Genomic DNA, 25176 nt, shown 5'->3' with positions numbered 1-25176 from the left:
CTCGGGGCACTTCCCTGCCTCTGTTGCTGTGCGTATGCTTGCTTGATCAACAAAGGGATGGCCCCAGCGAAAGGAGCGGGTCATGTCAGATCAGAAGGACAATGACGGCCAGGGAATGATCGTCAATCCCAAACCCACAGCTGAGAACCAGGACTGGGACGGGGACGAGGCCGACCGTGCGGACCGCCTGCGCTTCGAAGAGGAGCAGGCCATGATCCGCGAACAGTCCGAGGCCCGGGCAGCCGCAAAGGCCGCTGCCGAGGCCGCCAAGCACGCACAGTCAGCCTAGGCAGGCTGTCCCGGGCGCATTCCGAGGCGGGCCGTTTCCTCCCTGACCCGCACCAGCAGAGACCTGGGCTCCACTTGGACCGTCACCTTCGTGGCATCTCCGGACGTGTCGCCGTCGAGCTGCGTTGGCAGGGGCTCCGGGCTTTTGATGACCACCTTGCCGGAGCGGTAGACGCTCATGACGGGCAGATGCCGCTTGTGCTTGAACAGGATTTTGGCGTACATCGCGAGCCAACCCACAGCACTGCGGGGGCTCATGACCACCACGTCCAGTATGCCGTCGTCGATCATGGCCTGCGGGATGAAGTCGATGCCGCCGGGAACAAGCCCGCAGTTCGCAAATAGCACGCTGCGGATCTTCCTGGACTGGTCCGGCTGGTCATCGAGCGAGATGGCGACCTTCTTCCTGCGCCCGGGAAGGTGCCGGACCCCCGCCTCCGTGTAGGCAAGCCAGCCGACGGCGCGCTTGAGGCCATCGTTCGTGTCACCCACCACCTCGGCGTCCATGCCGATGCCGGCGATGACGAGGAATGAGTGGCTTGAGGAGTGGCCGGTGTGGGAGTTTTCGATTTTCATCCGCGCCGTGTCGATGAACCGCTGGTGGCCAAAGAGCGCGGTCTGGATGTTGCCGTGCAGGTCGTAGACGTCCAGGTCCACGTTGCGGGCCAGCAGGTTGCCGGTGCCGAGGGGGACCAGGCCCATCGCCACCCCGGTGTGCGCCAGGGCCTCAGCCGCCACGCGCACGGTACCGTCGCCGCCGCCCACGAGAACGACGTCGGCGCCGTACTCCAGCGCAGCCCGGACCTGTGAGTGGCCCGGGTCCTCCTGCGTCGTTTCGAAGAAGCGGGGCTCCTCCCATCCTGCGGCCAGGCAGGCCCGCTGGATGGTGGCGCGGGCTTCATCGGCCTTGGCCTTGACGGGGTTGATGATGACGGCGACGCGCTGGCGTTCCAGGCCGTGTTCGTGGGCAATTTCCTTGACGGCGCTGCGGACGTGCAGGGCCTTCAGCCTGCGCACGCCCCACCAGCTGGAGACGGCGAAGGCCAGTGCTGCAGCGATCAGGACGTATAGAAGCAGGTCGCTCATGGTGCTCCAACACTATCCCGCCCCGAGTGTCCCGCAGATTCGATACCCTTGTCTGGTGATCGACGTAAAAGACCTCAGCGAAAATCCGGACAAGTTCCGCGCCAGCCAGCGCGCCCGCGGTGCGGACGAAACCCTGGTGGACGCGATCATCGACGCAGACGCCGCGCGCCGCGCGGCACTGATCAGCTTCGAAAACCTCCGCGCCGAACAGAACGTCTTCGGCAAGAAGGTGGCGCAGGCCAAGGGTGAGGAAAAGCAGGCGCTGCTCGCCGAGGTCCGGGAGCTGGCGGGCGCGGTGAAGGCCGCCTCCGCCGAGGCCGACGCAGCCCAGGCCAAGCAGGAAGAACTGCTGCGCACCATCCCCAACCTCATCGAGGACGGCGTGCCGGCCGGCGGCGAGGATGACTACGTGGTGGTCAAGACCGTCGGCACCCCGCGGGCATTCCCTGACTTCGAGCCCCGCGACCACCTCGAGATCGGCGAGCTGATCGGCGCGATCGACATGGAGCGCGGGGCCAAGGTCTCGGGCGCGCGCTTCTACTTCCTCCGCGGCGTCGGCGCCCGGCTGGAAATGGCCTTGCTGCAGATGGCCATGGAACAGGCCATTGAGGCCGGCTTCATCCCCATGATTACCCCCACGCTGGTACGCCCCGAGACCATGCAGGGCACCGGGTTCGACGTGAAGCACGACGCCGAGATCTACCGTCTCGCCGAAGACGACCTTTACCTTGTGGGCACCTCGGAGGTGCCCCTCGCCGGGTACCACGCGGACGAGATCCTGGACCTTACTTCCGGCCCCATCCGCTTCGCCGGCCAAAGCTCCTGCTACCGCCGCGAGGCGGGCTCGCACGGCAAGGACACCCGCGGGATCATCCGCGTCCATCAGTTCAATAAGGTGGAGATGTTCATCTACACCACAGTGGAAGCGGCCGCGGCCGAGCATGAACGCCTGCTGGCCTGGGAAGAGCAGATGCTGGCCAAGTGCGAGCTTCCCTACCGCGTGATCGACACCGCGGCCGGCGACCTCGGCATGTCCGCGGCCCGCAAGTTCGACTGCGAAGCCTGGGTCCCCACGCAGGGCGCCTACCGCGAGCTGACCTCCACGTCCAACTGCACCACCTTCCAGGCGCGCCGCCTCAACATCCGCGAGCGCGTGGTCAGCGAGGACGGCACCCCCAAGGGCACCCGTGCCGTCGCCACGCTCAACGGCACGCTGGCAACCACGCGCTGGATCGTGGCTCTCCTGGAACACCACCAGAACGCTGACGGCTCGGTCACCGTGCCTGCGGCCCTGCAGAAGTACCTCGGCGGGCTGCAGGTTCTCCCGGTTATCTGACATGAAGGGGCCTCCAGGCTCCGAATCTGTTGCGCGGGTAAATACTCACAGCGGGGACGACCTGTGAGTATTTACCGGCTGTTCACACGCTGCTGTGGCCTGCGTCCTAGCTGGTGTCAGGGGTGTCTGCTCTACTAGGAGGCATGACTACACTGACTGAATCCTCAGCCGCTGGCACCGAAGACCAGCGAGAACCGCAACAGCAGCTCATGATCGCCCTGGACGTCGACGGCACCCTTGTTGACCACGACGGCCACATGTCCGCAGCCGTCCGCGAAGCCGCGCAGGCCGTGGTCGCGGCTGGCCACGAGGTCCTGATTGCCACCGGGCGCTCCCTTAACGCCACGCTTCCCATCATCGAACAGATCGGCATGGAGCACGGCTACGCCGTCTGCTGCAACGGTGGCGTGACGCTGCGGCTGGACCCGGGGCTGCCCGACGGTTACGACATTATCCACAAGGCCACCTTCGACCCCGGCCCCGCGCTCCGCGCCCTCCGCAAGCGCCTTCCCTTGGCGAAATACGCGCTGGAGGACGAGGACGGCAACTTCCTTTCCACCGAGCGCTTCCAGGATGCCAGCTTCGGCGTCGAGGCCATCGGCGTCGACTTCCAGACCATGCTTGAGGCCACCGCGGTCCGCGTCGTGGTCTTCAGCGCGGAGAACACGCCGGAGGAGTTCAACGAAGCCATCGAGCACATCGGCCTTGCCGGCGTGACCTATTCAGTGGGCTGGACCGCATGGCTGGACATCGCCGCGGCCGGCGTAACGAAGGCCAGCGCGCTGGAAAACCTTCGCAGCTGCCTCGGCGTTGATCCCGCCGCCACGGTTGCCATCGGCGACGGCCGCAACGACATCGAGATGCTCACGTGGGCGGGCCGGGGGGTCGCCATGGGGCAGGCGCCGGAGGAAGTGGTGGCCGCCGCGGACGAGGTCACCAAGTCGGTGTACGACGACGGCGCCGCCCACGTGCTGCGCGGCCTCCTGTAAGCGGGACGCCGGTAAATCGGGTTCCGGTATCGCTCTGCCGCTAAAACGGGCTAGCGGACGTCGAGAATCAGCGCGAGCAGCCTGGCCGCCGCCGGCCGGGCTGCGTGCTCCTCGTTCCACTGGGACCTCGCCACCGCCTTGCTGACAGCCTGGGAGGTAATGCCGAGTTCCGCTGCCACGGTCTTCTGCTGTCCGCGCACACCGGGAGTCATCAGGTCCAGCACGCGCCACTCGGCCTCGCTCCTGTCCCGGACAATGTGGCCCAGCAGGCGGAGCACGGACTCTGACTCGGCAGCCACGTCTCGGAGCGGGCCCTCCACGGCCACGGGAATGCGCTCCTTGCTGTTGCGGAGGCGGTCCACGGCCCTGCGCGCATAGATGAGGCCGTGCCCGCTGGCGTCCTTGATCTGGTTCGGCAGCGGCTCATTCACGGGTCCCACGCCAATGCCCACATACCAGCTTCCGCAGCGGAGCGCGATCAGGGCGGCATCCACCGCCTGGTGCGGGCAATCCACGATTCCCTGCACCTCGTCCTCGACGGAGCGGTCAAAGTCCAGTCGCGCCGGGATATGCCGTAGGTCCTTGAGGAGATGCGGGACCCGGTCGCCGTCGCGCCGGCTGTCTGTTTGATTGATAGTCAGCGTGAACATGGTGGACATCAGACTACCCGGTGGCCACCCCGAGGCAAGCTGGGAGCCAGCGGGACGTTAGGGATCTCACGGCGCGGGCCTTTGCCGGAAAAGAACGACGGCGGGAGGTGCGGTTCATGAGGAACCGCGCCCCCCGCCGTCGGGCTTGAACGCTGACCGTCAGTGCGCTGCGGGCACGTAACGCTTGATGGAAGCCTCGAGTTCGGCTTCGGCGGCGGCGCGGTCGGCCCAGCCTTCGGCCCTGACCCACTTGCCGGGCTCCAGGTCCTTGTAACGGGTGAAGAAGTGCTCGATCTCCTTGATCAGGAACTCATTGACGTCGCTGACTTCCTGGATGTGGTCAAACCGGGGGTCCGCCGGGACGCAGAGGACCTTGGCGTCTCCGCCGCCGTCGTCGGTCATGTTGAAGACGCCGATCGGACGGGCTTCGACGATGACGCCCGGGTGCAGATCGAAGTCCTGCAGGAGCACCAGTGCGTCCAGCGGGTCGCCGTCTTCGCCGAGGGTGTTCTCGAAGAAGCCGTAGTGGGTGGGGTACTGCATGGAAGTGAAAAGGACGCGGTCCAGGCGGACTCGGCCGGTCTCATGGTCGACTTCGTACTTGACGCGCGATCCCTTGGGGATCTCGATGGTCACGTCATGCTTCATGGAATGCTCCTCGACGATTGCTTGGTGTTCGCGGCACACGCGATGATCAACCAAAAATGGACTGTCGGTGCCGCCGACTACTATTGAGGATATAGCGAGAGTCCCAGGTTTCAGGAACTAATGGGGTAATTTCAGGACTTTGAGGACCAGCAGCATGAGCGGCACCAGGGGCACGGCGAACGGCCGCGGCAGGCTTTCCACGATGGTCCGGAGCTGGCCCACCCTCCTGCTCACCGTGCTTCTCCTGGCGCTGGCCTTTCCCGCGGGGATGCTGATTGCGCCCGCGCTTACCGGCCCCGCCCAGTCCACTGCCCTGCCGGCGCAGACCCCCGCATGGCAGCGGGTTCCGGCACGCCTGTCCGTCCCGCAAGGCATCGACCCGCTCAGCCAAGCGGCACCGGTGCCGGTTCCCGCCAACGTGGCCTCCCGGCTGGACCCCGTCCTCAAGACCGACGGCGGCGGCACCTTCACGGCCGTGGTCCAGGACGCCGCCACCGGCAAGGTCCTGTATGACCGGGACGGCGCCGCCAACAGGATTCCGGCGTCCAACATGAAGCTCCTCACCGCCGTGGCTGCGCTGCGGGGGATCGGCCCAGAGGAACGGTTCAGCACCAGGGTCGTGACCGGCCCGGCCGCAACACCGGGCGCAACACCGGGGACCGCCACGAGGTCAGTCGTGCTCGTGGGCGGCGGTGATGTCCTGCTTGGCGCCGGCGACTCCGCTGAGTCCAAAGTCCTGGGCCATGCCGGACTCGCCACCCTGGCCAGACTGACTGCGGACTCCCTGCGGAACGGCGGCTTCAAGGGGCAGGTCCAGGTGCTCGTGGATGATTCCCTTTTCACGGGCCCTGCACTGAACCCGGCCTGGAGCCTGGATGACGTTGCAGCCGGAGAGACGGCACCGCTGTTTCCGCTGGCCCTGAACTCGGCGCGGTTTGATCCCGCGGACACCACGGGGCCGCGGCCCCAGGACTCCGCCATCGCCGCGGGGGAGGCGTTCGCTGTCCGGCTCAAAGCGGCCGGTACCGCCGCGGGCCTCACGGTGGCACCCGCCGTCGTCCGTCTTGGCGGAAAGCCGGCGGCGGACGCAAAGGTTCTCGCCGAAGTGCAGTCCGCCACGGTCAGCCAGCAAGTGGACCTCATGCTCCAGACGTCGGACAACTACCTCGCTGAAACCCTGGGCCGTATGACGGCGGTTGCGGGCGGCCGGCCGGCCACCAGCGACTCCGCAAGGGCCGCCGTCCTCAACGAACTCGCCGCACTGGGCATCCCCACGAAAGGCATGGCCACCGCGGACGTCTCCGGCTTGGCCCTGGGCAACCAGGTGTCCGCCCGTCAGTTCGCAGAGGTGGTTCGCGCCATCACCAACGGCCACGACACGCGGCTCCGGGCCGCACTGGCGGGATTCCCGGTGGCCGGACTGACGGGCACGCTCGGCGACAGATACATCGACGAGTCCACGGCCGAGGGTGCCGGCCTGGTGCGGGCCAAGACGGGAACCCTGAATTCGGTCATCGCCCTGAGCGGGTACGTGGTGGACGCTGACGGCCGGCTCCTGGTGTTCTCGTTCATCGGCAACGGCCTGACGCCGGGCGCGGAGGGCAACAAGCCGGCGCTGGACACCGCCGCCACGGCGCTGGCCGGCTGCGGCTGCAGCTAGGCCTGCCCCGGCTTCCGGTGCCGCCTGTGCCGGTTCGCCGGTCAGCGAACTTAAGGCGCGCTGCAGGGCGCATATGTTCTGATGGACCGTATGGAGTCCACTGCAAGCCAGTCATCCGCCCCGGCCCAGGCCCTCATCAACTGGGACCTCGCCGCGTCCGCAGCAGCACGGCTGGCTCCGCCGGGTCCGTCGCTGACCGCCGCCGAGATCGGGGACGCCGTCTCCCAGCTGCGCAAGCTGGCAGATGCCTCCGTTCCGTTCGTCCACGAGATCACGGGACTGGAGGCCGCCCGCGACCTTCGTGACTCATCAGTCCTGGTGGTGGACCGCGCCTCCTGGGCGAAGGCCAACACACAGAGTTTCGCGGTGATGCTCAAGCCCGCCATCGAAAAGATGCTGGAGAACCGCCGCGGCACCATCAGCCCCGGAGCCGCCACCGTCAGCGGCGCCATCACCGGCAGCCAGCTCGGCGCCGTGCTGGCCTTCCTCTCCAGCAAGGTCCTGGGCCAGTACGATCCCTTTGCTGCCCTCGCCGAAGGATCACAGGCGCCGTCGGGCGGCCGCCTGCTGCTCGTCGCGCCCAACATCATCGCCGTCGAGCGCGAGCTCAACGTGACCCCCGCGGATTTCCGGCTCTGGGTGTGCCTGCACGAGCAGACCCACCGGGTGCAGTTCGCCGCAGCGCCTTGGCTCCGCCACCACATGCTCAACGAGATCGACAACCTCAGCGGGCACCTTCTGGGCAACGTCGACTCCCTGATGGAACGCGCCTCGGCGGCCGCACGCTCGCTCAAGGACCGGGCCGCCTCCGGGGCAACGCCCGGCCGCGGGGCCATCCTGGACCTCCTGCAGGATCCGGAGGAAAAGGCCTCACTCTCCCACCTCACGGCGGTCATGAGCCTGCTCGAAGGCCACGCCAACGTGGTGATGGACGCCGTGGATGCCAGCATCGTCCCGTCCGTGAAGACCATCCGGCAGCGGTTCAACGCCCGCGGCAAGGACAGGGGCGTCATCGAGAAATTCATCCGCAGCCTGCTGGGCCTCGATGCCAAGATGAAGCAGTACAGCGACGGCGCCAAGTTTGTCCGCGCTGTGGTGGACGTGGCCGGGATGGACGGGTTCAACCGCGTCTGGGAAGCCCCGGCGAACCTGCCCACCGAGGAGGAGATCCACAACGCGAGGATCTGGCTCGACAGGATGGGTTTCTAGGTTTCCGTGCAACACCTCCCCAACACTGCCGGCGGCCCTGTTCCCGGCGGCAGTCTTCCCAGTGGCGGTCTTCCCAGCGGAAGGCGGCGGCCGGGACGGCTGGCGCCGGTGCTCGGCACGGCCCGAAAGATGCTTCAGGATGCACTGGCCGAAGCAGGCTACCCCCAGCGGGTCCTGGTGGCCTGCAGCGGCGGCCCTGATTCCCTGGCTCTCGCGGCTGTGGCCGCCTACTTCGCCCGGCGCGGCCACGTGGACGGCCGGCCGGTTACCGTCGGCGCGGTGATTGTGGACCACCAGCTGCAGCCCGGCTCTTCCGAGGTTGCGGCGAGAACGGCTGAGACGCTCCGGGGGGTCGGCCTGGACCCGGTGCAGATCCGCACGGTTGACGTTGCCGCCACCGGTTTCGGTCCGGAAGCTGCAGCACGCGACGCCCGCCATGCCGCACTGGAGGAGGCGGCGGGGGAGTGGAGAGCCGGCGCCATCCTCCTCGGCCACACGCTCGATGACCAGGCGGAGCAGGTGCTGCTGGGCCTGGCCCGCGGCTCGGGCACGCGGTCCCTGGCCGGGATGCGCCCTGCACGGGGAAAGCTGCTCCGGCCGTTCCTTGGCCTCCGCAGGGCAGACACCCTGGAGATTTGCCGCGCGGAGGAGCTCGAGCCCTGGCACGACCCCAGCAACGCCGATCCCGCTTTCGCCCGCTCGCGGACCAGAGTGGAGGTCATGCCGGTGCTGGAGGAGAAACTCGGTCCGGGCGTGGCCGAATCCCTGGCCCGCACCGCTGCCATCCTCCAGCTGGATGCAGACTATCTCGAGGACGTGGCCAACAGCACTTACGCGTCGCTCGTAGAAAACGACGGACCGGACAGTAGCCTGCCGGAGGCCGCCCTGGCTGAACTGGCCCCGGCCATCAGGTTCCGGGTGATCGCGAAGGCCGCTGCCGGCGTCGGCGGTCAACAGCCCAGCTACCAGCGCCTTATGGCGGCCGAGGCGCTGTTGCGTCGGAAGGGCTCTGCCGGGCCGGTGGAACTGCCCGGCGGGGTCAGCGTGTACCGGCTTTCGCTTGCCGAGCTGCAGGACGGGGAGCGTACCCGGGGCCAGAGCGGGGTGGGCGGCGTTCCCCGCGAGGCCGCGCGCTGTGGGAAGCTTGTATTCCGGCTTCATAAACCGTCCCGCAAATAGTCGCACCCGCATCTACACAGGAGCAATTGGTGGATTCATCCGACGTCCAGGCAGACCTCAAGCACGTTCTCTACACCAAGGAACAGATCCAGCAGCGCATCACCGAGCTCGCGGCCCAGATCGACAAGGACTACGAAGGGCGCGACCTGCTCATCGTCGGTGTGCTGAAGGGCGCTGTCATGGTCATGGCCGACCTCGCGCGGGCACTCCACAGCCACGTCTCCATGGACTGGATGGCTGTGTCCTCCTACGGCTCCGGCACGCAGTCCTCCGGCGTGGTGCGCATACTCAAGGACCTCGACACGGACCTGATGGGCAAGGACGTGCTCATCGTCGAGGACATCATCGACTCCGGCCTTACCCTGTCCTGGCTGAAGACCAACCTCGAATCCCGCGGCACTGCGTCGGTGGAAATCTGCACCGCCTTCCGCAAGCCGACCGCCGCCAAGGTGGAGATCGACGTCAAGTACGTCGGCTACGACATCCCCAACGAGTTCGTGGTGGGCTACGGCCTGGACTACGCCGAAAAGTACCGCAACTTGGACTTCGTGGGCACCCTCGCCCCGCACGTCTACGAGTAGAGACCTCTCGCAAGGCATTTTTGCTCCACTTTCGCCGCACGCGCCGGTGTCGGGCCCTCACAACACGGGTCCGACAGCGGCGCGTGCCACTTAAGCGCGCGCCACTTAAAGAGGTGCAGAAAAGTGCTTGTTCAGGCCGTGCGAGGAAGTCCGTGGGCTGCATGCCGTCCAGCGTGGCCCAGCCGCGTTGGATCCTGGCAGGGGGGCCTGGGTATGTGGACAGCGGAGGCCGCCGCGGGCCTGTGGAGGGCAGGTGTCCGCCAGGTGCCCGGGCGTTTCTGCAGCACTTTCACGGCGCGCTGCGTGGCGTGGCTCAGCAATCCGGCCGGGCGTTTTCCGGGCTGCCCGGAAAGGGTGCAGAAATGCCGGCGGCGGACCCGTTGGCGACGCGACCGCGCTCCGACCAGCCACTACGCCCTGAGGGAACTTTTGTATTACACCGTGCGTGAATTACTCCTGACGGTGTATAGCTAGAAACGACGCAGCACCACACGCGCGCAGTCCTCGCGCCGTGCAGCACTACCAGGAGGGACGGGGCCAGCCCCCGAACAGATGAAAGCTAAGAGTTTCTTCAAGGGCCCGGGCATTTGGATCATTGTGGTGGTCGGCATGCTCCTGCTGGCCTTTGCAACGTTGGCTCCGGGCGGCTCGACGCGCATCGACACGCAGCCGGGCCTCGAGCTTCTCGCCCAGAGCGGCAAGGTGGAACAGGCCAAGATCTTCGACGGCGAAAACCGCGTCGACCTGGTGCTGAAGGACAACCTCGTCATCGACGGCCAGGACAAGGGCAAAAACGTCCAGTTCTTCTTCGTCAATGACCGCGGTCCGGACATCGTCAAGGCCGTGACTGCCGCCAACCCCTCCAAGGGCTACACGGACCAGCCGGTGGAGAGCAACTGGCTCTCGGGACTGTTCTCGCTGCTGGTGCCTGTGCTGCTGCTCGGCGTCCTCTTCTGGTTCCTGCTCTCCCGCATGCAGGGCGGCGGCTCCAAGGTCATGCAGTTCGGCAAGTCCAAGGCCAAGATGGTCAGCAAGGACATGCCCCAGGTGACCTTCGCTGACGTCGCCGGCGCAGACGAGGCCGTCGAGGAACTGCAGGAGATCAAGGAATTCCTTGCAGAGCCGGCAAAGTTCCAGGCCGTGGGCGCCAAGATCCCCAAGGGGGTGCTGCTCTACGGCCCTCCGGGCACCGGCAAAACCCTGCTGGCGCGCGCCGTCGCAGGTGAGGCCGGCGTCCCGTTCTTCTCCATCTCCGGCTCCGACTTTGTGGAAATGTTCGTCGGTGTGGGTGCTTCCCGCGTCCGCGACCTGTTCGAGCAGGCCAAGTCCAACGCGCCCGCCATCATCTTTGTCGACGAAATCGACGCCGTCGGCCGCCACCGTGGTGCCGGCATCGGCGGCGGCAACGATGAACGCGAGCAGACCCTCAACCAGCTCCTGGTCGAGATGGACGGCTTCGACGTCAAGACCAACGTCATCCTGATCGCGGCCACCAACCGGCCCGACGTGTTGGACCCGGCGCTGCTGCGCCCAGGGCGCTTCGACCGCCAGGTTTCCGTGGAAGCCCCGGACCTGATCGGGCGCGACCAGATCCTCCAGGTCCACGCCAAGGGCAAGCCGATCGCGCAGGGTGTGGACCTCAAGGCCGTGGCCAAGAAGACCCCCGGCTACACCGGCGCTGACCTGGCCAACGTGCTGAATGAAGCTGCGCTGCTGACCGCCCGCTCCAACGCCAACCTGATCGACGACCGCGCACTGGACGAGGCCATCGACCGCGTCATGGCCGGCCCGCAGAAGCGCAGCCGCGTCATGAAGGAGCACGAGCGCAAGATCACCGCGTACCACGAGGGCGGCCACGCCCTGGTAGCCGCCGCGCTGCGGAACTCCGCTCCGGTCACCAAGATCACCATCCTGCCCCGCGGCCGGGCCCTGGGCTACACCATGGTGGTCCCGGAGAACGACAAGTACTCCATCACCCGCAACGAGCTGCTGGACCAGATGGCCTACGCCATGGGCGGCCGCGTGGCCGAGGAAATCGTCTTCCACGATCCGTCCACCGGCGCCTCGAACGACATCGAAAAGGCCACCGCCACGGCCCGCCAGATGGTCACTCAGTACGGCATGAGCGAGCGCGTGGGTGCCGTGCGCCTGGGCCAGGGCGGCGGAGAGCCGTTCCTGGGCCGCGACGCCAGCCACGAGCGGAATTACTCCGACCAGATCGCCTACATCGTGGATGAGGAGGTCCGCCGCCTGATTGACCAGGCCCACGACGAGGCCTACGCCATCCTGACCGAGAACCGGGACGTCCTGGACCGGCTGGCCCTGGAACTCCTGGAACGGGAAACCCTGAACCAGCTCGAAATCGCTGACGTCTTCCGAGACATCCGCAAGCGCGACTTCCGCGAGGTCTGGCTGTCCAAGGAAACCCGCCCGGTGCAGAGCGCCGGTCCGGTGGAGTCGCGGCAGGAGCGTGCCGAACGCGAGGCCCAGGAAGAAGCCAAGGAAGCCCGGCTGGAGGAGCCGCTGGACGCGATTCCGCCGCATCCCCAGGGTGTTCCGGAGGACGCCTCCTTCCAGGGCGGAGTAACGGAAGCCGGACCAGACGGCCACCACGGCTAAGCTCTTTGGTGTGACTCACTTCGACGACGACGACCTCACCGCCACCGCCGACCCTTCGGCGGTGGCCGGATCAGGCCACCACCACAAGGTGGACAGGCCCCGGATTGAAGCAGCTGTGCGGGAAATCCTGCTGGCCATAGGCGAGGACCCGGACCGCGGCGGGCTGCAGGACACGCCCAAGCGCGTGGCCAAGGCCTATGCCGAGGTCTTTGCTGGCCTGCACCAGGATCCGGGCAGCGTGCTCGGCACCACCTTCGACCTCGACCACGAGGAGCTTGTGCTGGTCAAGGACATCCCGTTCTACTCCACGTGCGAGCACCACCTGGTGCCGTTCCACGGCGTCGCGCATGTGGGGTACATCCCCTCGCACGACGGCAGGGTGACGGGCCTGAGCAAGCTGGCACGCCTGGTGGACATCTACGCCCGCCGCCCGCAGGTGCAGGAGCGCCTCACCACGCAGATCGTTGAAGCACTGGTCACATTCCTCAAGCCGCGCGGAGCCATCGTGGTGGTGGAATGCGAACACATGTGCATGTCCATGCGCGGCATCCGCAAGCCCGGAGCCAAGACCGTCACAAGCGCGGTTCGCGGGCAACTTCATGATCCGGCCACCCGCGCCGAAGCCATGAGCCTCATACTCGGAAGGTAAAAAACAGACTATGGATTCCCTAGCTGCAGCACCTGGAACCGGCCCCGCAACGTCACCCCTGCCCATCCTGCGCAAACCGCGGCCGGCAGCCAAGTTCGAAGCCCTGCCCACAGACCGCACGCTCGTCATGGGCATCCTCAACGTCACCCCCGATTCCTTCAGCGACGGCGGCAAGCACGCGACGGCGGACACCGCCATCGCCGCCGGCCTGCGCATGTTCTACGCGGGGGCCGACATCATCGACGTCGGCGGGGAATCCACCCGTCCCGGCGCGGAGGAAGTCAGCCCGGCGGAAGAGCAGCGGCGGGTGGTGCCTGTCATCGCAGCCCTCGTGAAGGCCGGCGCGCTGGTCAGCATCGACACCACCCACGTCTCCACCGCCGAAGCCGCGCTGAATGCCGGTGCGGCGGTCATCAACGACATCTCCGGCCTCAGCATCGAACCCGGCATGGCCGAACTCGTGGCGAAGACCAAGGTGCCGTACGTCCTGACCCACCGCCGCGGCGACGCCAAGACCATGACTTCCCTGACGGAGTACGACGACGTGGCTGACGACGTCGTCTCCGAGCTGAGCGGCGTCCGCGACAAGCTGTACGCAGCCGGCGTCCTTCCCGAGCAGATCATCGTGGACCCGGGCATCGGGTTCTCGAAGACGGACGTGCAGAACTGGGAACTGCTGCGGAACCTGGACCGGCTCGATGCCATGGGCCACAAGGTGCTGGTGGGCGCGTCCCGCAAGCGCTTCCTGGGCACGCTCCTGACGGTCGCCGGGAAGGCGGCGCTCCCGGAAGAGCGCGACGCCGCCACCGCCGCGATCACAGCCATCAGCGCCGCCCGCGGCGCGTGGGCCGTCCGCGTGCACGACGTCGGACCCAGCCTTGACGCCGTCAAGGTTGCCGCCCGCATGGCGGCCCCGGATCACGGCCACTGACCAGGAAAGGCCGAGCAGAACCGTCATGGACAGGATCTCGCTGACCGGTGTCACCGCCACCGGCTACCACGGGGTGTTTGATTTTGAGCGCCGCGAAGGCCAGCCGTTTGTTGTGGACGCCGTGCTGCATCTGGATTTCAGCCAGGCTGCAGTTTCGGACGACGTCCGCGACACCGCGCACTACGGTGAGGTGGCCGGACGGATCACCGACTGGATCACCGGCGAGCCGTTGAACCTGATCGAGGGATTGGCGGTGCGGATGGCGGAGGGACTGCTCAAGGAGTTCAAAATCCAGGCCGTGGAGATCACGGTGCACAAGCCGAAGGCGCCCATCGAGGTTCCTTTCGGCGACGTCGCCGTCACCGTTTTCAGGGAGCAGCCATGAATCCGGCACGCGCAGTGGATGAGAAACCGGTGCATGAGAAGCCGGCTCCAGCGAAGACCGGCTACACGCGGGCGGTGCTGGCGCTTGGCAGCAACCTCGGGGCGCGGAACGAGACACTCTCCGAGGCCGTGGCGGACCTTGTGGACCGTCCGGAGGTGCGGCTCCTCGCCGTCTCGCCGATAGTGCAGACCAAGGCTGTTGGCGGCCCTACTGGCCAGCCGGACTTCCTCAACATGGTGATTTCCGTCGAAACATCACTGGAACCGCTGGAGCTCCTGAAGCACTGCCAGTCGGTGGAGAACAAGCACCACCGGGTGCGTGAGGTCCGTTGGGGGCCGCGCACGCTCGACGTCGATGTCGTTGTCTACGGGGACGTCGTGAGTTCTGATCCTGTGCTCACCCTGCCCCATCCGCTCGCGGCGGAACGGGCTTTCGTGCTCTTCCCCTGGTCCCAGATGGACCCCTCGGCCACCCTGGACGGGCAGCCGGTGGGGGAGCTGGCCGCCAGGGCCACCGACTTCCCGGACCTGAAGCCGTTCGACGGTTTCGGGGATTTCGACGGCGTTCCCGCCGGCGGGGCGGTGGAGCAGCCGTGAAGCCCGTGAGCCCGCTGCTGCTCGCAGTCGTGGGCGTAGCCTTGGCCATCGCAGGCTGGTCCGCTGCCGTCCTGACCGTCCGCTATGGCATGGCCACCCCGGTCCTGCCGGCCACGGCCCTGGTCACCATGGGCGTCATCGTGGCGCTGACCCTGGTGCTGGGCATCCGCGTTCTCCGCTGGCGGAACGGCAAGAAGAAGAAGATGCTGAACCCCATCCTGGCGGCGTGGACGCTGGTCCTCGCCCAGGCCTGTGCGTTCACCGGTGCGATGCTGCTGGGGTGGCACGCCGGGATCTTCCTGGACCAGCTGCGGTTCTGGAGCATCCGCAGCGGGCTGGACGTCACCTGGCTCGCCCTTGGCATGGCGGGCGGCGGCCTGGTCATGATCGTGGTGGGTCTCGTCGTCGAACGTTTCTGCAGGATTCCGCCGGAGGACGGCGAGACTGACGCCAGCGAGGGGCTGCCGGGCCACGGCCGGGGCAAGGCCAAGGGGGAAGGCGAGTATGCCTACCGCGGCGATTGATCCTCCCGGGATCACCTGGCTGCGCGTGTCCCCGAAGTACGTCACGGTCCGGCTCGTTGAGTGGGCCCTCGGCAACCTGGTCATGGTGGCCGTGCTGAGCCTGCCGCTGGTGTTCGTCCGGCTCGGCTGGTGGAGGTGGCCGCCCCTGTGGCTGGCCATCGGCATTCCCGCTTTCATGCTGCTGCTGGCACTGTGGCGCCTGGTGCTGATCCCGCGGCAGGTGCGGGCCATCGGCTATGCCGAGCGCGACGACGACCTGCTGATCCGCGGCGGCATCTTCTTCCAGCGCGTCATGGTGGTGCCGTATGGCCGTATGCAGTACGTGGACATCAGCGCCGGACCGGTGGAACGCGGGCTGGGGCTGTGCACCCTGAAACTGCACACGGCATCCGCCGGAACCAACGCCGGCATTTCGGGACTTCCCGCCGAGGAAGGCGCCCGGCTCAGGGAACAGCTCTCGGCCCGCGGCGAAGCCAGGCTGGCCGGGCTGTGAGCGCCGGCGGCCCCGCTTCCGGAAGGCCCGACGGCGAGTGGCTGCGTGTGCACCCTGCGACACCGTTCGTGCGGGGCTGGGTTGCGCTGGCGGCCATCGGGTACTTCTTCGGGCGGGACAGCTTCGAACGGATCCTGCAGGGCCAGACGCTTTTCGATGACCGCATTGCCGGGCGCGCCCCGTGGCTCCTGGGTGGCGGGGCGCTAATGCTGGTGCTGGCGGTGCTGGGCTTCATCCTGTCCTGGTACTTCACCCGCTATCAGGTGGCGGAAGGCTACGTCCGCGTCAACACCGGCTTCCTGTTCAAGCAGCAGCGGCAGGCCCGCCTGGACCGGGTCCAGGCCATCGACATCGTCCAGCCGCTGCTCGCCAGAATTTTCGGCCTCGCGGAACTCAAGTTCGAAGTCGCGGACGCCGGCCAATCGGCCGTCCGGCTGGCGTACCTCCGCATCGACGACGCCCGGCAGTTGCGCGCCACCATTCTCGCCCGTGCGTCGGGTGTCCGGCTGGATCCTGCGTACCCCGAAGCAGCCGCTCCTGAGGCGCCGGAGCAGCAGGTCCTGCGGGTCCCGCCGTCGCGCCTGTTCGGCTCGCTCCTGTTCAGCGAGCAGACCGTGTTCATTGTCCTGGGCGCCGCGGCATCCGTGATGCTGTCCGCGCTGACCGAGAACAGGGCCTTTTTCCTCTACCTGATTCCGGCGGCACTCGGCCTCATTGCCGCGTACTGGAACTCGTTCACCAAGGGCTACAACTTCACCGCGGCCATCTCCCCGGACGGCATCAGGCTCCGGTACGGGCTGCTCGACACCCAGGCCCAGACCCTGCCGCCCGGCCGGATCCAGGCGCTCAGGGTGGCGCAGCCACCGTTGTGGCGCCTCTTCGGTTGGTACCGGATGCAGGTCAACGCCGCCGGCTACGGAGCCGCCGGGGCGAACAACGGCGAGGCCGGCGCCCGCACCACGCTGTTGCCGGTGGGGAAAATGGATGACGTCCTGAACATGCTGGCCCTCGTGCTGCCCGACCCGGGAACGGCAGAACCGCTGCGTGTCTTCCACCAGGGCGTGAACGGACTGGATTCCGAGGCCGGATTCGTCACCAGCCCGCGCCGGGCGCGGCTGCTGGCTCCTCTGGGCTGGCGGCGCAACGCGTTCGCGGCCACGGACACCGCGCTGCTCATGCGGTCGGGCCGCTGGTGGCGGCAGCTCGTGGTGGTGCCGCACCAGCGGACGCAATCGATCGCGATGCAGCAGGGACCGCTCGCGCGCCTGTTCGGGCTGGCCGACCTCGTGCTGCACACCACCGCAGGTCCGGTGGCGCCGCGGGTGATCCAAGCGGACATCCGCCAGGCGCAGGCGCTCTTCGACGCGCAGGCAGCCCGCGCCCGCGCGGCCCGCCTGCGGCAGACGAGTGAGCAGTGGCTGGCCCAGCTGGCCCCGGCCCCAACTCCGCTGGTTGAGCCCGCCCCGCTGCCGCCGGTTGGGCAAGGCCCTCCGGACTCCGACAAGCTCGATCAACGACCAACCACAGCACCCCAACAGGAAGGCCAGCAACGTGGCTAAGCCAGGACGCCTCGGCATCGGAATCATTGGTGCCGGCAAAGTGGGCGCAGTCCTCGGTGCGGCGCTGCGCGCGTCCGAGCACGCCGTCGTCGGGGTTTCCGCCGTCTCCGACGCCAGCCGGGAACGGGCCGAAACCCTGCTGCCCGGCGTTCCGGTCCTGGAGATCCAGGACATCGTGGAACGCTCGGAACTGGTCCTCCTGGCCGTTCCGGATGACGCGCTCGGCGGGCTTGTGGAGGGGCTGGCCAAGCTGGGCGCGTGGCAGCCCGGCCAGCTCGTGGCGCACACGTCGGGCCGGTTCGGCGTCGGCGTGCTGCATCCTGTCCGGGCAGCGGGCGCCGTGCCGCTGGCCCTGCACCCGGCCATGACCTTCACCGGCATGAGCCTGGACCTGACCCGGCTGCTGGACTGCACCTTCGGGGTGACCGCGGACGCCGCGATGCTCCCCATCGCCCAGGCACTCGTCGTCGAGATGGGAGCCGAACCGGTGGTGATCGCCGAGGGTGACCGCACCATCTACCACGCCGCCCTGGCCCACGGTTCGAACCATCTGGTCACGCTCGTGGCGCAGGCGTCGCAGCTGCTGGGCGAGGTGGGTGTGGAGTTTCCTGAGCGCATGCTCGGGCCGCTGCTGCGGGCGACTTTGGAGAATGCGTTGGCCTCCGGCGAGTCTGCCCTGACGGGCCCGGTGGCCCGCGGCGACACGGGAACGGTGGACGCGCACGCCCGCGCGCTGCGGGAGCACGACGGCGGCGCAGGCGGTGACGTCCTCGCAGCGTACCTCGCCATGGCACTCGCTACCGCCAGGCGCGCGGAAGCGCGGGGCCTGCTGAAGCCGGACCAGGCGCAGAATATACGTATCGCACTTGAGGGCACGGATGACGAGGGCCCGGATGCAGACGGCACTGGCGAAAACGGCCACTGATGAAAACCGGCCACAGGGCCAAGGGAGGACACTGACATGGCAATCCGACTCGTAACGACGGCAGACTCCCTACGGGCGCAAAGCAGACTGCTCCTGACGCAAAAGAACGGCTCGTCCGTGGGCCTGGTGCCCACCATGGGCGCCCTGCATGCCGGCCATGGGCGGCTGGCGCGGGCCGCCGTCGAACAAAATGACGTTGTGGTGGCCTCCATCTTTGTGAACCCGCTGCAGTTCGGCGAGGCGCAGGACCTGGACCGGTATCCGCGGACCCTCGAGGCGGACATGGGCCTGCTCGAGAAACAGGGCGTGGACCTGGTCTTTGCGCCGTCGGTAGAGGAGATGTACCCGGGCGGCCAGCCGATGGTCAGGATCACCTCCGGTCCGCTGGGGGAGAAGTGGGAAGGCGCGTCTCGGCCAGGCCACTTCGACGGCGCACTTACTGTGGTGGCCAAGCTGCTGCACCTGGGCATCCCCGGGACAGGCCTGCCTGGCGGCGGCGCCTTCGTTGCCGGTTCCGGCGGCGGCCTGCCGGCATACCGCGCCTACTTCGGGCAGAAGGACGCCCAGCAGCTGGCCCTGGTGCGCCGGATGGTGGCGGACCTGAACTTTCCCGTCGAGATCGTTGCCGTGCCAACCGCCCGCGACGCCGACGGGCTGGCATTGTCCAGCCGGAACCGTTTCCTCTCCGACGAGGAACGGGACGCCGCCCTCGTCCTGTCCCGCGCGCTGCACCTCATCGAAGAGCGGGCCAATGCCAACGAGCCCCTTGATGTCGCCTCGGCCAAAGACCTGATCGGGTCCCAGCCGCTGGTCCAGCTCGATTACCTCGACGTCGTTGATCCCGTTACGCTGGAGCCGCTGGCCGAGAACTGCCGCGAGACGCCCTTCCGCGGCGAGGGGCTGGCACTGGTTGCCGCGAAGGTGGGGCCCGTGCGGCTGATCGACAACGTGCCGCTTAGCTCTTAATCCCCTGTGCGGGGAATGGGTCCGGCCACTACACTGTTGGAGTCTGCAGCGGCGCTGACCGCCAGCCACCACTCCAACTCCCTAAGGGCCTCGCCATGTCTACCAACGTCACGTCCAATTCGTCTGGTGAACCTGCCCGGGAGCCGGCCGCTCCCGCTCCCGCTGTCTCCCCGGCCGCAGCCCCGGCATCCCCGGCCGCAGCCCCGGCGTCGGACAGGATGTCCCGTGAGTCCGTGACGGTCATCGCCACGCTGCTGGTGGCCACGTTCGTGGTGATCCTGAACGAAACCATCATGAACGTTGCCCTGCAGCGGCTCATGGTGGACCTGCGCGTGGATGCCCCCACCGTTCAGTGGCTTTCCACCGGGTTCATGCTGACCATGGCCGTGGTGATTCCCACCACCGGGTTCATCCTCCAGCGGCTGTCGACGCGGGCCGTATTCCTCCTGGCGATGGGCCTGTTCGCCGGCGGTACTGCGCTCGCCGCAGCGGCGCCCGGCTATGAAATCCTCCTGCTCGCACGGATCATCCAGGCCGGCGGCACCGCCATCATGCTTCCGCTGCTGATGACCACCATCCTCACCCTGGTGCCGCTGGCCCGCCGCGGCGCCGTGATGGGCAACGTCAGTATTGCCATCTCCGTCGCGCCAGCCATGGGCCCCACGGTCTCAGGGTTCATCCTGCAGCACTTCTCCTGGCGCTTCATGTTCATCTTCGTCCTGCCCATCGCGCTGGCGGCGCTGGCTATCGGCGCCAGGTTCCTGACCAACGTCGGCGAGACCGAGAAGTCCAGGCTCGACTTCCTCTCCGTGGTGCTGACCGTCCCCGCCTTCGGCGGGCTCGTCTACGGCCTCAGCCAGATCGGCGGCGGCCACAGCGGCGGCAGCGGCCCAAGCATGCTGCCCGTGGTGGCGCTGGTTCTTGGTGTCGCAGGCCTCGCCGCGTTCACGTTCCGGCAGCTCAGGCTGCAGAAGTCCGAGGCCCCGCTGCTGGACCTGCGGGCCTTCAATTTCCGGATGTTCACGGTCTCCGTGCTGCTCATGGTGGTGTCCATGGTGGCGCTGTTCGGCGCCGTGATCCTGCTGCCGCTCTACCTGCAGGAAATCCGCGGCCTGCAGTCCCTCGAGACCGGGCTGGCCCTTCTGCCCGGTGGTCTCGCCATGGGCCTGCTCGGCCCGGTGATCGGCCGGCTGTTCGACAAGGTGGGTCCGTTGCCCCTCACTGTCACCGGATCCTCGCTCATGGTCCTGACGCTCTGGCAGTTTTCCATGCTCGACGCCGGCACCCCGGTCTGGTGGATCGTTACCCTTCACGTTGGCCTCAGTTTCGGGCTGGCGCTGCTCTTCACGCCCGCGTTTACCACAGGGCTGAACCCGCTGCCGCCGCACCTGTACTCGCACGGCTCGGCCATCATGAGCACCCTGCAGCAGGTGGCCGGCGCGGCAGGCACGGCGCTGCTCGTGTCCATCTTCGCCTTCGTTTCCGCGGGCTCCGGCCTCGTTGCGGGCATGAACGCCGCATTCCTGACGGCGACCGTCATAGCCGTGGCCGCCGTCGTGCTCTCCACGATGATGCGGAAGACGGCAGGCGCCGAAGACGCTCCCGCCCCGGCCCACTAAAGCCATATCAAGAACAACGCCGGGTCACTTCGCGCCCAGTCCGGAGGGTTCATTAGGCGCGAAGTGACCCCGCGTTGCTTTGTCAGCCGGCGAAGAACTCGCTGAGCTCGGTGATGAGCTTGTCCGGGGCACGGTTGACGCCGTCGTGCCCGAAGCCCGGCAGGATGGTGTAGCTCGACCCGGACAGGACGTCGTGGATCTGGCCGCAGGCCACGCCGAAGTAGGCGGGGCTTTTCTCGCCCACGATGATGAGCGTCTCCAGCGGCAGCGCCAGGAACGGTTCGGCCGGCATGTCCGCAGCGATGATCGCCTTGATTTCCCGGACGCCGGTGCGCATCATTTCGCGCATCTGCTTGCCCACCGACGTCCCCGCAGTGAGCTTGTTGGCGAGGGTCATCATGGACAACGGCATGCGGGAGGAGAAGGCGCTCTCGGCCTCGAGCCCGCGGAGCAGGACGGCGAGGGCGCGGTCGTCGTCCCCGGTGGCCGTGGCCCGTTCGTATTCCGTGGTCCAGTCCGCCTTGACGCTGTGGTTGACGGAGACGGCGGGGTCGTACACGGCGAGCCGCTCCACCGGGAGGGTCCTGGCCGCGTGCAGGGCCACGGCGCCGCCGAAGCTGTGGCCGAAGACGTCGGTGCTGGACGTGTGCTTCATGACGGTGTCGAGGTCGCGGATGTCGACGTCCAGGGTGTAGTCCCCGGCCTGTGCGGAGGATTCGCCCCGGCCGCGGCGGTTGAACGTGTGCACCGGCCGGCCGAGGGAGGCGCTGAGCTTCTGCGCGAAGCGGGTGTAGTCCGCCGCCGTCACCATAGAGGCCGTGACCACAACCACGCCGGAGCCGGCCGAGGCCAGCTCAGCGCCCGTGCTGAACAGCTCGAGCGTGCCGCCGTCGGGTGTGCTGATGATCTCGCGAGTCATGCTCCGAGCCTATCGGAGGCCGGCCCGTGCTGACAGCCAGCGGCTATACGCGCCGGCGCTTCCGGCTCCGCGGGGTGATGGTCCCGTCGGTGCCGTTGAGGAACCGCGCCATCCGAACGGCCAGGCGCTTGCCCGGCCGGATCGGCCCCTCGTGCAACTGGCCCGGAACGACAGCGAAGTCGATTGCCGGCACGGCCGCCGCCAGCTGACGGCCGGTGTCGGCGAAATATCCCGGGCTCCAGCCGCCGCTGAGCATGAGTGTGGGGGTGGTCAGTTCCATGAAATCCGAAAGCTCCGCGTCGGCGTCGAGCACTGCCCGCATTTCCTTGACCGCGGTGGGCAGCAGCTCCCGCATTTCCGCACCGACGTTGGTCCGGGCGGACATGATGCTCAGCATCCGCAGCGCGCCCAGGGGCAGGTACGACAACGGCCCGGCCGTCGCCAGCCCCTGCACCAGATGCGCCCAGGCATGGTTGAGCTGCCCCTCCGTCACGGCCTGCTCCAGTTCCGGCCGCCAGCGGTGGTTCAGGTTGCCGGACAGGGACACCGCGGCATCGTAGGTGACGAGCCTGCGCACCGGCATCTCGCGGGCTGCCTGGAGCGCCACGAAACCGCCGAAGCTGTGCGCCACCACATCCTCCGACCTCGTCGCCTTCATCACGGCGGCGAGGTCCCGGATCTCGGTCTCCACCGAGTAGTCGTCCGGCTGCGGCGCGGAGCCGGCGCGGCCGCGCCGGTTGTAGCAGTGCACCGGCCGGCTCAGCAGGAGGCTCAGGTTGCGGGCGAACGGCCGGTACAGTGCGTCGGTCACCAGCGTTCCGTGGATAACGACGACGCCGGGAGCCGTGACCGGGGCGGGGTCACCTTCCTCGGGGGTGCTGGTGGAGTTTACGGCCAGGGTTTTGGCGGCGTTCCTTCCGTTGGGGGTGGTGAGTGCAGCCGGTCTGAACGAGTGCACCTCAACCCGGTTGCCGTCGTCGTCCGTCTCAACTTTCCAGGTCTCCACAGCCCGAGTCTATGCCCCACCCACCCCGGAGTTTTTGTCCAGATAATGGTTCCAAAAGGCCCCGGAAGTCCGATTATCTGGACAAAAACTCCAGGGTGCGGGGCCCCGAACGCCGAGCCGGGAAGTCCCGGTAAACTTGATTACTGTGACTTCCCAAAACACCCCCGCCCCCAAGAACGCCCCAGAACCGCTCGACGCCAGCGAACAGATGCGCATCCGCATGGACAAGCGCGCCAAGCTGATCGAACGCGGGTCGGAGGCGTACCCGGTGGGTGTTGAGCGCACGCATTCGCTGGGCGAGATCCGCGAAAAGTACGCCCACCTGCAGGCCGACGAGACCACCGGCGACGTCGTGGGCGTCACCGGCCGCGTGGTGTTTGTCCGGAACACGGGCAAGCTGTGCTTCGCCACGCTGCAGGAAGGCGGCACTGACGGCAAGGGCACCCGGCTTCAGGCCATGCTCAGCCTGGCGAACGTGGGCGAAGAGGCGCTCGCCGACTGGAAGGCCCTGGTTGACCTGGGCGACCACGTTTTCATCAGGGGCGAAGTCATCTCGTCCCGCCGCGGTGAACTGTCCGTCATGGCCGAGTCCTGGTCCATGGCCTCCAAGGCGCTGCGCCCGCTGCCGGTGCTGCACGCCGAACTCAATGAGGAAACCCGCGTCCGCCAGCGCTATGTGGACCTGATGGTCCGTGACGAGGCCCGCGAGATGGTGTACGCCCGCGCCGCCATCACCCGCTCCATCCGCGAGACCCTGTTCCGCCACACCTACGTCGAGGTGGAGACGCCCATCCTGCAGCTGGTCCACGGCGGCGCCCTGGCCCGGCCGTTCGAAACGCACATGAACGCGTTCGACCAGAAGATGACGCTGCGCATCGCCACCGAGCTGTACCTCAAGCGCGCCGTGGTGGGCGGCATCGACCGGGTCTACGACATGGGCCGGGTGTTCCGCAACGAGGGCGTGGACTCGACCCACAGCCCGGAGTTCACGACGCTGGAGTGCTACGAGGCGTGGGCGGACCAGTTCGTCATGGCCGAGCGCATCAAGGAGATCATCCTGGACGCCGCGGACGCCGTGGGGGCCGGACGCACGCTGCAGACAGAAGCAGGCGAGATCAACCTCGACGGCGACTGGGCCTGGGTGGCAGTGTACCCGGGGCTTTCCGAAGCTGTGGGCCAGGAGATCACCCCGGACACCACGCTTGAGGAACTGCGCGCCGTGGCGGAAAAGCACGACGTCAAGGCTGACCCCAAGTGGGACGCCGAGAAACTGGCCGTGGAACTCTTCGGTGAAATCGTGGAACCCACCCTGCTGAACCCCACGTTTGTGTATGACTACCCGCCGTCCGCCCAGCCGCTGGCCCGCCCGCACCGCGAGGACGGCCGCCTGATCGAGGCCTGGGACCTGATCATCGGCGGGATGGAACGCGGCACCGCATTCTCAGAGCTTATCGACCCGGTCATCCAGCGCGAACGCCTCACCGAGCAGTCCATGCATGCCGCCGCCGGCGACGTCGAGGCCATGCAGCTGGACGAGGACTTCCTCCGCGCGCTGGAATACGGTGCACCTCCCATGGGCGGCATCGGCCTGGGCATCGACCGCCTGGTCATGCTCTTCACGGGTGCCGGCATTCGCGAAACCATTCTCTTCCCCCTGCTTAAGCCCGAAGGCCACTGATTATGGATTACGTCGCCGTATTGCTGCCCTCGCTGGTGGTTGGCCTGCTGTTCTGGTTTGCCATGAAGTCGATCTTTAACGCGGACAAGGCAGAACGCCAGGCCGAAGCGCGCGCACAGGCTGAAGCGGATGCCCAAGCGGCAGCCGGAGACGATTCCTCCGAGCCACCGACTAAATCAGACAAATAGCAGGCGACTTTTAATAGCCGTCGGTTATCCCCAAGGAACCATTGCGCGTTTTGACGCGTTGCCTTAATGGGGGAGATACTTCAGGTGTTAACATCCTGCATTTCTGATTACACGTCCTTTCCAAAAGAGAGATTTTTGATGGCACAGAAAGTCAATATCGTCCTTGTGGACGATCTGGATGGGGGATCTGCGGACGAAACCGTTCGCTTCGGCCTGGATGGCGTCGGTTATGAAATTGACCTGTCCTCTGCCAATGCTTCAGAACTGCGGTCATCACTGGAACGCTTTGTTTCAGCCGGCCGCAAAACGTCCGGCGGCCGCCCCGCCCGTGCCAAGGCACCGGGTGGACGCAGCCAGGACTCTGCCCAGATACGCCAGTGGGCGCGCGATCACGGTTACACCGTAAACGCGCGTGGCCGCATTCAGGCAGAAATCCAGGAAGCCTACCAAAAGGCCAATTCCTAGTCGGAACACTGACCCCTGACAATCAGTT

26 protein-coding genes are annotated in these 25176 nt (G+C 67.2%); 21 read left to right on the top strand and 5 right to left on the bottom strand.

Going from position 1 to position 25176, the window contains the following annotated elements:
• The first annotated feature begins 82 nt into the window (after nucleotides 1-82).
• Nucleotides 83-289: a hypothetical protein gene (locus AC1DFE_RS10590; protein WP_476905837.1), complete on the top strand. Its 207-nt coding sequence runs from the start codon at nucleotides 83-85 to the stop codon at nucleotides 287-289.
• Here the strand turns inward: AC1DFE_RS10590 and AC1DFE_RS10585 are convergent.
• The gene (locus AC1DFE_RS10585) at nucleotides 286-1374 is read right to left on the bottom strand and encodes a diacylglycerol/lipid kinase family protein (protein WP_476905836.1); all 1089 of its coding nucleotides are present in this window, start codon (nucleotides 1372-1374) and stop codon (nucleotides 286-288) included. The genes AC1DFE_RS10590 and AC1DFE_RS10585 overlap by 4 nt on opposite strands.
• A 55-nt stretch (nucleotides 1375-1429) precedes the next feature.
• Between AC1DFE_RS10585 and serS the strand changes: the two genes are divergently transcribed.
• The gene (serS, locus tag AC1DFE_RS10580; RefSeq protein WP_476905835.1) at nucleotides 1430-2710 is read left to right on the top strand and encodes a serine--tRNA ligase; all 1281 of its coding nucleotides are present in this window, start codon (nucleotides 1430-1432) and stop codon (nucleotides 2708-2710) included.
• A gap of 143 nt (nucleotides 2711-2853) precedes the next feature.
• Entirely contained in the window at nucleotides 2854-3699 is an 846-nt protein-coding gene (locus AC1DFE_RS10575; RefSeq protein ID WP_476905834.1) for an HAD family hydrolase, read from the top strand.
• A gap of 50 nt (nucleotides 3700-3749) precedes the next feature.
• Here AC1DFE_RS10575 and AC1DFE_RS10570 read toward each other — a convergent pair whose 3' ends face one another.
• Both AC1DFE_RS10570 and AC1DFE_RS10565 read right to left on the bottom strand, forming a co-directional pair.
• The gene (locus tag AC1DFE_RS10570) at nucleotides 3750-4349 is read right to left on the bottom strand and encodes a hypothetical protein (RefSeq protein ID WP_476905908.1); all 600 of its coding nucleotides are present in this window, start codon (nucleotides 4347-4349) and stop codon (nucleotides 3750-3752) included.
• A gap of 159 nt (nucleotides 4350-4508) precedes the next feature.
• Nucleotides 4509-4997 (bottom strand): inorganic diphosphatase, encoded by a 489-nt coding sequence (locus AC1DFE_RS10565; RefSeq protein WP_190605671.1) that lies wholly within the window; start codon nucleotides 4995-4997, stop codon nucleotides 4509-4511.
• 154 nt (nucleotides 4998-5151) lie between these two features.
• Between AC1DFE_RS10565 and dacB the strand changes: the two genes are divergently transcribed.
• From dacB to AC1DFE_RS10490, 15 genes are all read left to right on the top strand, one after another.
• Complete coding sequence (dacB, locus tag AC1DFE_RS10560; protein ID WP_476905833.1) at nucleotides 5152-6657, top strand: D-alanyl-D-alanine carboxypeptidase/D-alanyl-D-alanine endopeptidase; 1506 nt, start codon at nucleotides 5152-5154, stop codon at nucleotides 6655-6657.
• Between the two features lie 90 nt (nucleotides 6658-6747).
• A complete protein-coding gene (locus tag AC1DFE_RS10555) occupies nucleotides 6748-7866 on the top strand; it encodes a zinc-dependent metalloprotease (protein ID WP_476905832.1) in 1119 nt (372 codons plus the stop codon).
• A gap of 129 nt (nucleotides 7867-7995) precedes the next feature.
• Nucleotides 7996-9045, top strand: a complete 1050-nt coding sequence (tilS, locus tag AC1DFE_RS10550) for a tRNA lysidine(34) synthetase TilS (protein ID WP_476905831.1) — start codon at nucleotides 7996-7998, stop codon at nucleotides 9043-9045.
• A 29-nt stretch (nucleotides 9046-9074) separates the two neighbouring features.
• A complete protein-coding gene (gene hpt / locus AC1DFE_RS10545; RefSeq protein ID WP_111903204.1) occupies nucleotides 9075-9626 on the top strand; it encodes a hypoxanthine phosphoribosyltransferase in 552 nt (183 codons plus the stop codon).
• A 552-nt stretch (nucleotides 9627-10178) separates the two neighbouring features.
• Nucleotides 10179-12245: an ATP-dependent zinc metalloprotease FtsH gene (gene ftsH, locus AC1DFE_RS10540; protein ID WP_476905830.1), complete on the top strand. Its 2067-nt coding sequence runs from the start codon at nucleotides 10179-10181 to the stop codon at nucleotides 12243-12245.
• Between the two features lie 10 nt (nucleotides 12246-12255).
• Nucleotides 12256-12894, top strand: a complete 639-nt coding sequence (folE, locus tag AC1DFE_RS10535; protein ID WP_476905829.1) for a GTP cyclohydrolase I FolE — start codon at nucleotides 12256-12258, stop codon at nucleotides 12892-12894.
• Between the two features lie 10 nt (nucleotides 12895-12904).
• Nucleotides 12905-13825: a dihydropteroate synthase gene (folP, locus tag AC1DFE_RS10530; RefSeq protein WP_476905828.1), complete on the top strand. Its 921-nt coding sequence runs from the start codon at nucleotides 12905-12907 to the stop codon at nucleotides 13823-13825.
• Between the two features lie 25 nt (nucleotides 13826-13850).
• Nucleotides 13851-14210, top strand: a complete 360-nt coding sequence (gene folB / locus AC1DFE_RS10525) for a dihydroneopterin aldolase (protein ID WP_476905827.1) — start codon at nucleotides 13851-13853, stop codon at nucleotides 14208-14210.
• Nucleotides 14207-14806: a 2-amino-4-hydroxy-6-hydroxymethyldihydropteridine diphosphokinase gene (folK, locus tag AC1DFE_RS10520; protein ID WP_476905826.1), complete on the top strand. Its 600-nt coding sequence runs from the start codon at nucleotides 14207-14209 to the stop codon at nucleotides 14804-14806. The genes folB and folK overlap by 4 nt, the downstream gene beginning before the upstream one ends.
• Nucleotides 14803-15330, top strand: coding sequence for a DUF3180 domain-containing protein (locus AC1DFE_RS10515; RefSeq protein WP_476905825.1), 528 nt, complete (start codon nucleotides 14803-14805; stop codon nucleotides 15328-15330). The genes folK and AC1DFE_RS10515 overlap by 4 nt, the downstream gene beginning before the upstream one ends.
• Nucleotides 15311-15823 carry a PH domain-containing protein gene (locus AC1DFE_RS10510; RefSeq protein WP_476905824.1) on the top strand — a complete coding sequence of 171 codons (513 nt, stop codon included), beginning with the start codon at nucleotides 15311-15313 and terminating at the stop codon, nucleotides 15821-15823. Before AC1DFE_RS10515 ends, AC1DFE_RS10510 begins: the two co-directional genes overlap by 20 nt.
• Complete coding sequence (locus AC1DFE_RS10505) at nucleotides 15820-17382, top strand: PH domain-containing protein (RefSeq protein WP_476905823.1); 1563 nt, start codon at nucleotides 15820-15822, stop codon at nucleotides 17380-17382. Before AC1DFE_RS10510 ends, AC1DFE_RS10505 begins: the two co-directional genes overlap by 4 nt.
• On the top strand, nucleotides 17375-18307 hold the full coding sequence (locus tag AC1DFE_RS10500; protein ID WP_476905822.1) for a Rossmann-like and DUF2520 domain-containing protein: 933 nt from the start codon (nucleotides 17375-17377) through the stop codon (nucleotides 18305-18307). Before AC1DFE_RS10505 ends, AC1DFE_RS10500 begins: the two co-directional genes overlap by 8 nt.
• 36 nt (nucleotides 18308-18343) lie before the next feature.
• Entirely contained in the window at nucleotides 18344-19273 is a 930-nt protein-coding gene (locus AC1DFE_RS10495; protein WP_476905821.1) for a 4-phosphopantoate--beta-alanine ligase, read from the top strand.
• Between the two features lie 95 nt (nucleotides 19274-19368).
• The gene (locus AC1DFE_RS10490) at nucleotides 19369-20892 is read left to right on the top strand and encodes a DHA2 family efflux MFS transporter permease subunit (protein ID WP_476905820.1); all 1524 of its coding nucleotides are present in this window, start codon (nucleotides 19369-19371) and stop codon (nucleotides 20890-20892) included.
• Between the two features lie 82 nt (nucleotides 20893-20974).
• On the opposite strand, the gene AC1DFE_RS10485 is transcribed toward AC1DFE_RS10490, so the two are convergent.
• Together AC1DFE_RS10485 and AC1DFE_RS10480 are read right to left on the bottom strand one after the other, a co-directional pair.
• Complete coding sequence (locus tag AC1DFE_RS10485; protein WP_476905819.1) at nucleotides 20975-21811, bottom strand: alpha/beta fold hydrolase; 837 nt, start codon at nucleotides 21809-21811, stop codon at nucleotides 20975-20977.
• A gap of 43 nt (nucleotides 21812-21854) precedes the next feature.
• Entirely contained in the window at nucleotides 21855-22817 is a 963-nt protein-coding gene (locus tag AC1DFE_RS10480) for an alpha/beta fold hydrolase (protein ID WP_476905818.1), read from the bottom strand.
• A 145-nt stretch (nucleotides 22818-22962) separates the two neighbouring features.
• Here AC1DFE_RS10480 and lysS point away from each other — a divergent pair, with 145 nt between their 5' ends.
• From lysS to AC1DFE_RS10465, 3 genes are all read left to right on the top strand, one after another.
• Nucleotides 22963-24495 carry a lysine--tRNA ligase gene (gene lysS, locus AC1DFE_RS10475; RefSeq protein WP_476905817.1) on the top strand — a complete coding sequence of 511 codons (1533 nt, stop codon included), beginning with the start codon at nucleotides 22963-22965 and terminating at the stop codon, nucleotides 24493-24495.
• A 2-nt stretch (nucleotides 24496-24497) separates the two neighbouring features.
• Nucleotides 24498-24683 (top strand): hypothetical protein, encoded by a 186-nt coding sequence (locus AC1DFE_RS10470; RefSeq protein ID WP_214857686.1) that lies wholly within the window; start codon nucleotides 24498-24500, stop codon nucleotides 24681-24683.
• A 138-nt stretch (nucleotides 24684-24821) separates the two neighbouring features.
• Entirely contained in the window at nucleotides 24822-25148 is a 327-nt protein-coding gene (locus tag AC1DFE_RS10465; RefSeq protein ID WP_476905816.1) for a histone-like nucleoid-structuring protein Lsr2, read from the top strand.
• The last annotated feature ends 28 nt before the right edge of the window (nucleotides 25149-25176 follow it).

It is taken from the genome of Arthrobacter sp. 05T423 (assembly GCF_056396245.1).
This window is presented reverse-complemented; position numbering and strand designations above follow the sequence as displayed.

What these genes read in the sequence shown, in the direction of transcription:
- AC1DFE_RS10590 (WP_476905837.1), top strand. Translation starts at nt 83, where the DNA reads ATGTCAGATCAGAAGGACAATGACGGCCAGGGAATGATCGTCAATCCC.
- AC1DFE_RS10585 (WP_476905836.1), bottom strand. Translation starts at nt 1,374, where the DNA reads ATGAGCGACCTGCTTCTATACGTCCTGATCGCTGCAGCACTGGCCTTC.
- AC1DFE_RS10575 (WP_476905834.1), top strand. Translation starts at nt 2,854, where the DNA reads ATGACTACACTGACTGAATCCTCAGCCGCTGGCACCGAAGACCAGCGA.
- AC1DFE_RS10570 (WP_476905908.1), bottom strand. Translation starts at nt 4,349, where the DNA reads ATGTTCACGCTGACTATCAATCAAACAGACAGCCGGCGCGACGGCGAC.
- AC1DFE_RS10565 (WP_190605671.1), bottom strand. Translation starts at nt 4,997, where the DNA reads ATGAAGCATGACGTGACCATCGAGATCCCCAAGGGATCGCGCGTCAAG.
- dacB (WP_476905833.1), top strand. Translation starts at nt 5,152, where the DNA reads ATGAGCGGCACCAGGGGCACGGCGAACGGCCGCGGCAGGCTTTCCACG.
- AC1DFE_RS10555 (WP_476905832.1), top strand. Translation starts at nt 6,748, where the DNA reads ATGGAGTCCACTGCAAGCCAGTCATCCGCCCCGGCCCAGGCCCTCATC.
- tilS (WP_476905831.1), top strand. Translation starts at nt 7,996, where the DNA reads ATGCTTCAGGATGCACTGGCCGAAGCAGGCTACCCCCAGCGGGTCCTG.
- ftsH (WP_476905830.1), top strand. Translation starts at nt 10,179, where the DNA reads ATGAAAGCTAAGAGTTTCTTCAAGGGCCCGGGCATTTGGATCATTGTG.
- folP (WP_476905828.1), top strand. Translation starts at nt 12,905, where the DNA reads ATGGATTCCCTAGCTGCAGCACCTGGAACCGGCCCCGCAACGTCACCC.
- folB (WP_476905827.1), top strand. Translation starts at nt 13,851, where the DNA reads ATGGACAGGATCTCGCTGACCGGTGTCACCGCCACCGGCTACCACGGG.
- folK (WP_476905826.1), top strand. Translation starts at nt 14,207, where the DNA reads ATGAATCCGGCACGCGCAGTGGATGAGAAACCGGTGCATGAGAAGCCG.
- AC1DFE_RS10510 (WP_476905824.1), top strand. Translation starts at nt 15,311, where the DNA reads ATGCCTACCGCGGCGATTGATCCTCCCGGGATCACCTGGCTGCGCGTG.
- AC1DFE_RS10495 (WP_476905821.1), top strand. Translation starts at nt 18,344, where the DNA reads ATGGCAATCCGACTCGTAACGACGGCAGACTCCCTACGGGCGCAAAGC.
- AC1DFE_RS10490 (WP_476905820.1), top strand. Translation starts at nt 19,369, where the DNA reads ATGTCTACCAACGTCACGTCCAATTCGTCTGGTGAACCTGCCCGGGAG.
- AC1DFE_RS10485 (WP_476905819.1), bottom strand. Translation starts at nt 21,811, where the DNA reads ATGACTCGCGAGATCATCAGCACACCCGACGGCGGCACGCTCGAGCTG.
- AC1DFE_RS10470 (WP_214857686.1), top strand. Translation starts at nt 24,498, where the DNA reads ATGGATTACGTCGCCGTATTGCTGCCCTCGCTGGTGGTTGGCCTGCTG.
- AC1DFE_RS10465 (WP_476905816.1), top strand. Translation starts at nt 24,822, where the DNA reads ATGGCACAGAAAGTCAATATCGTCCTTGTGGACGATCTGGATGGGGGA.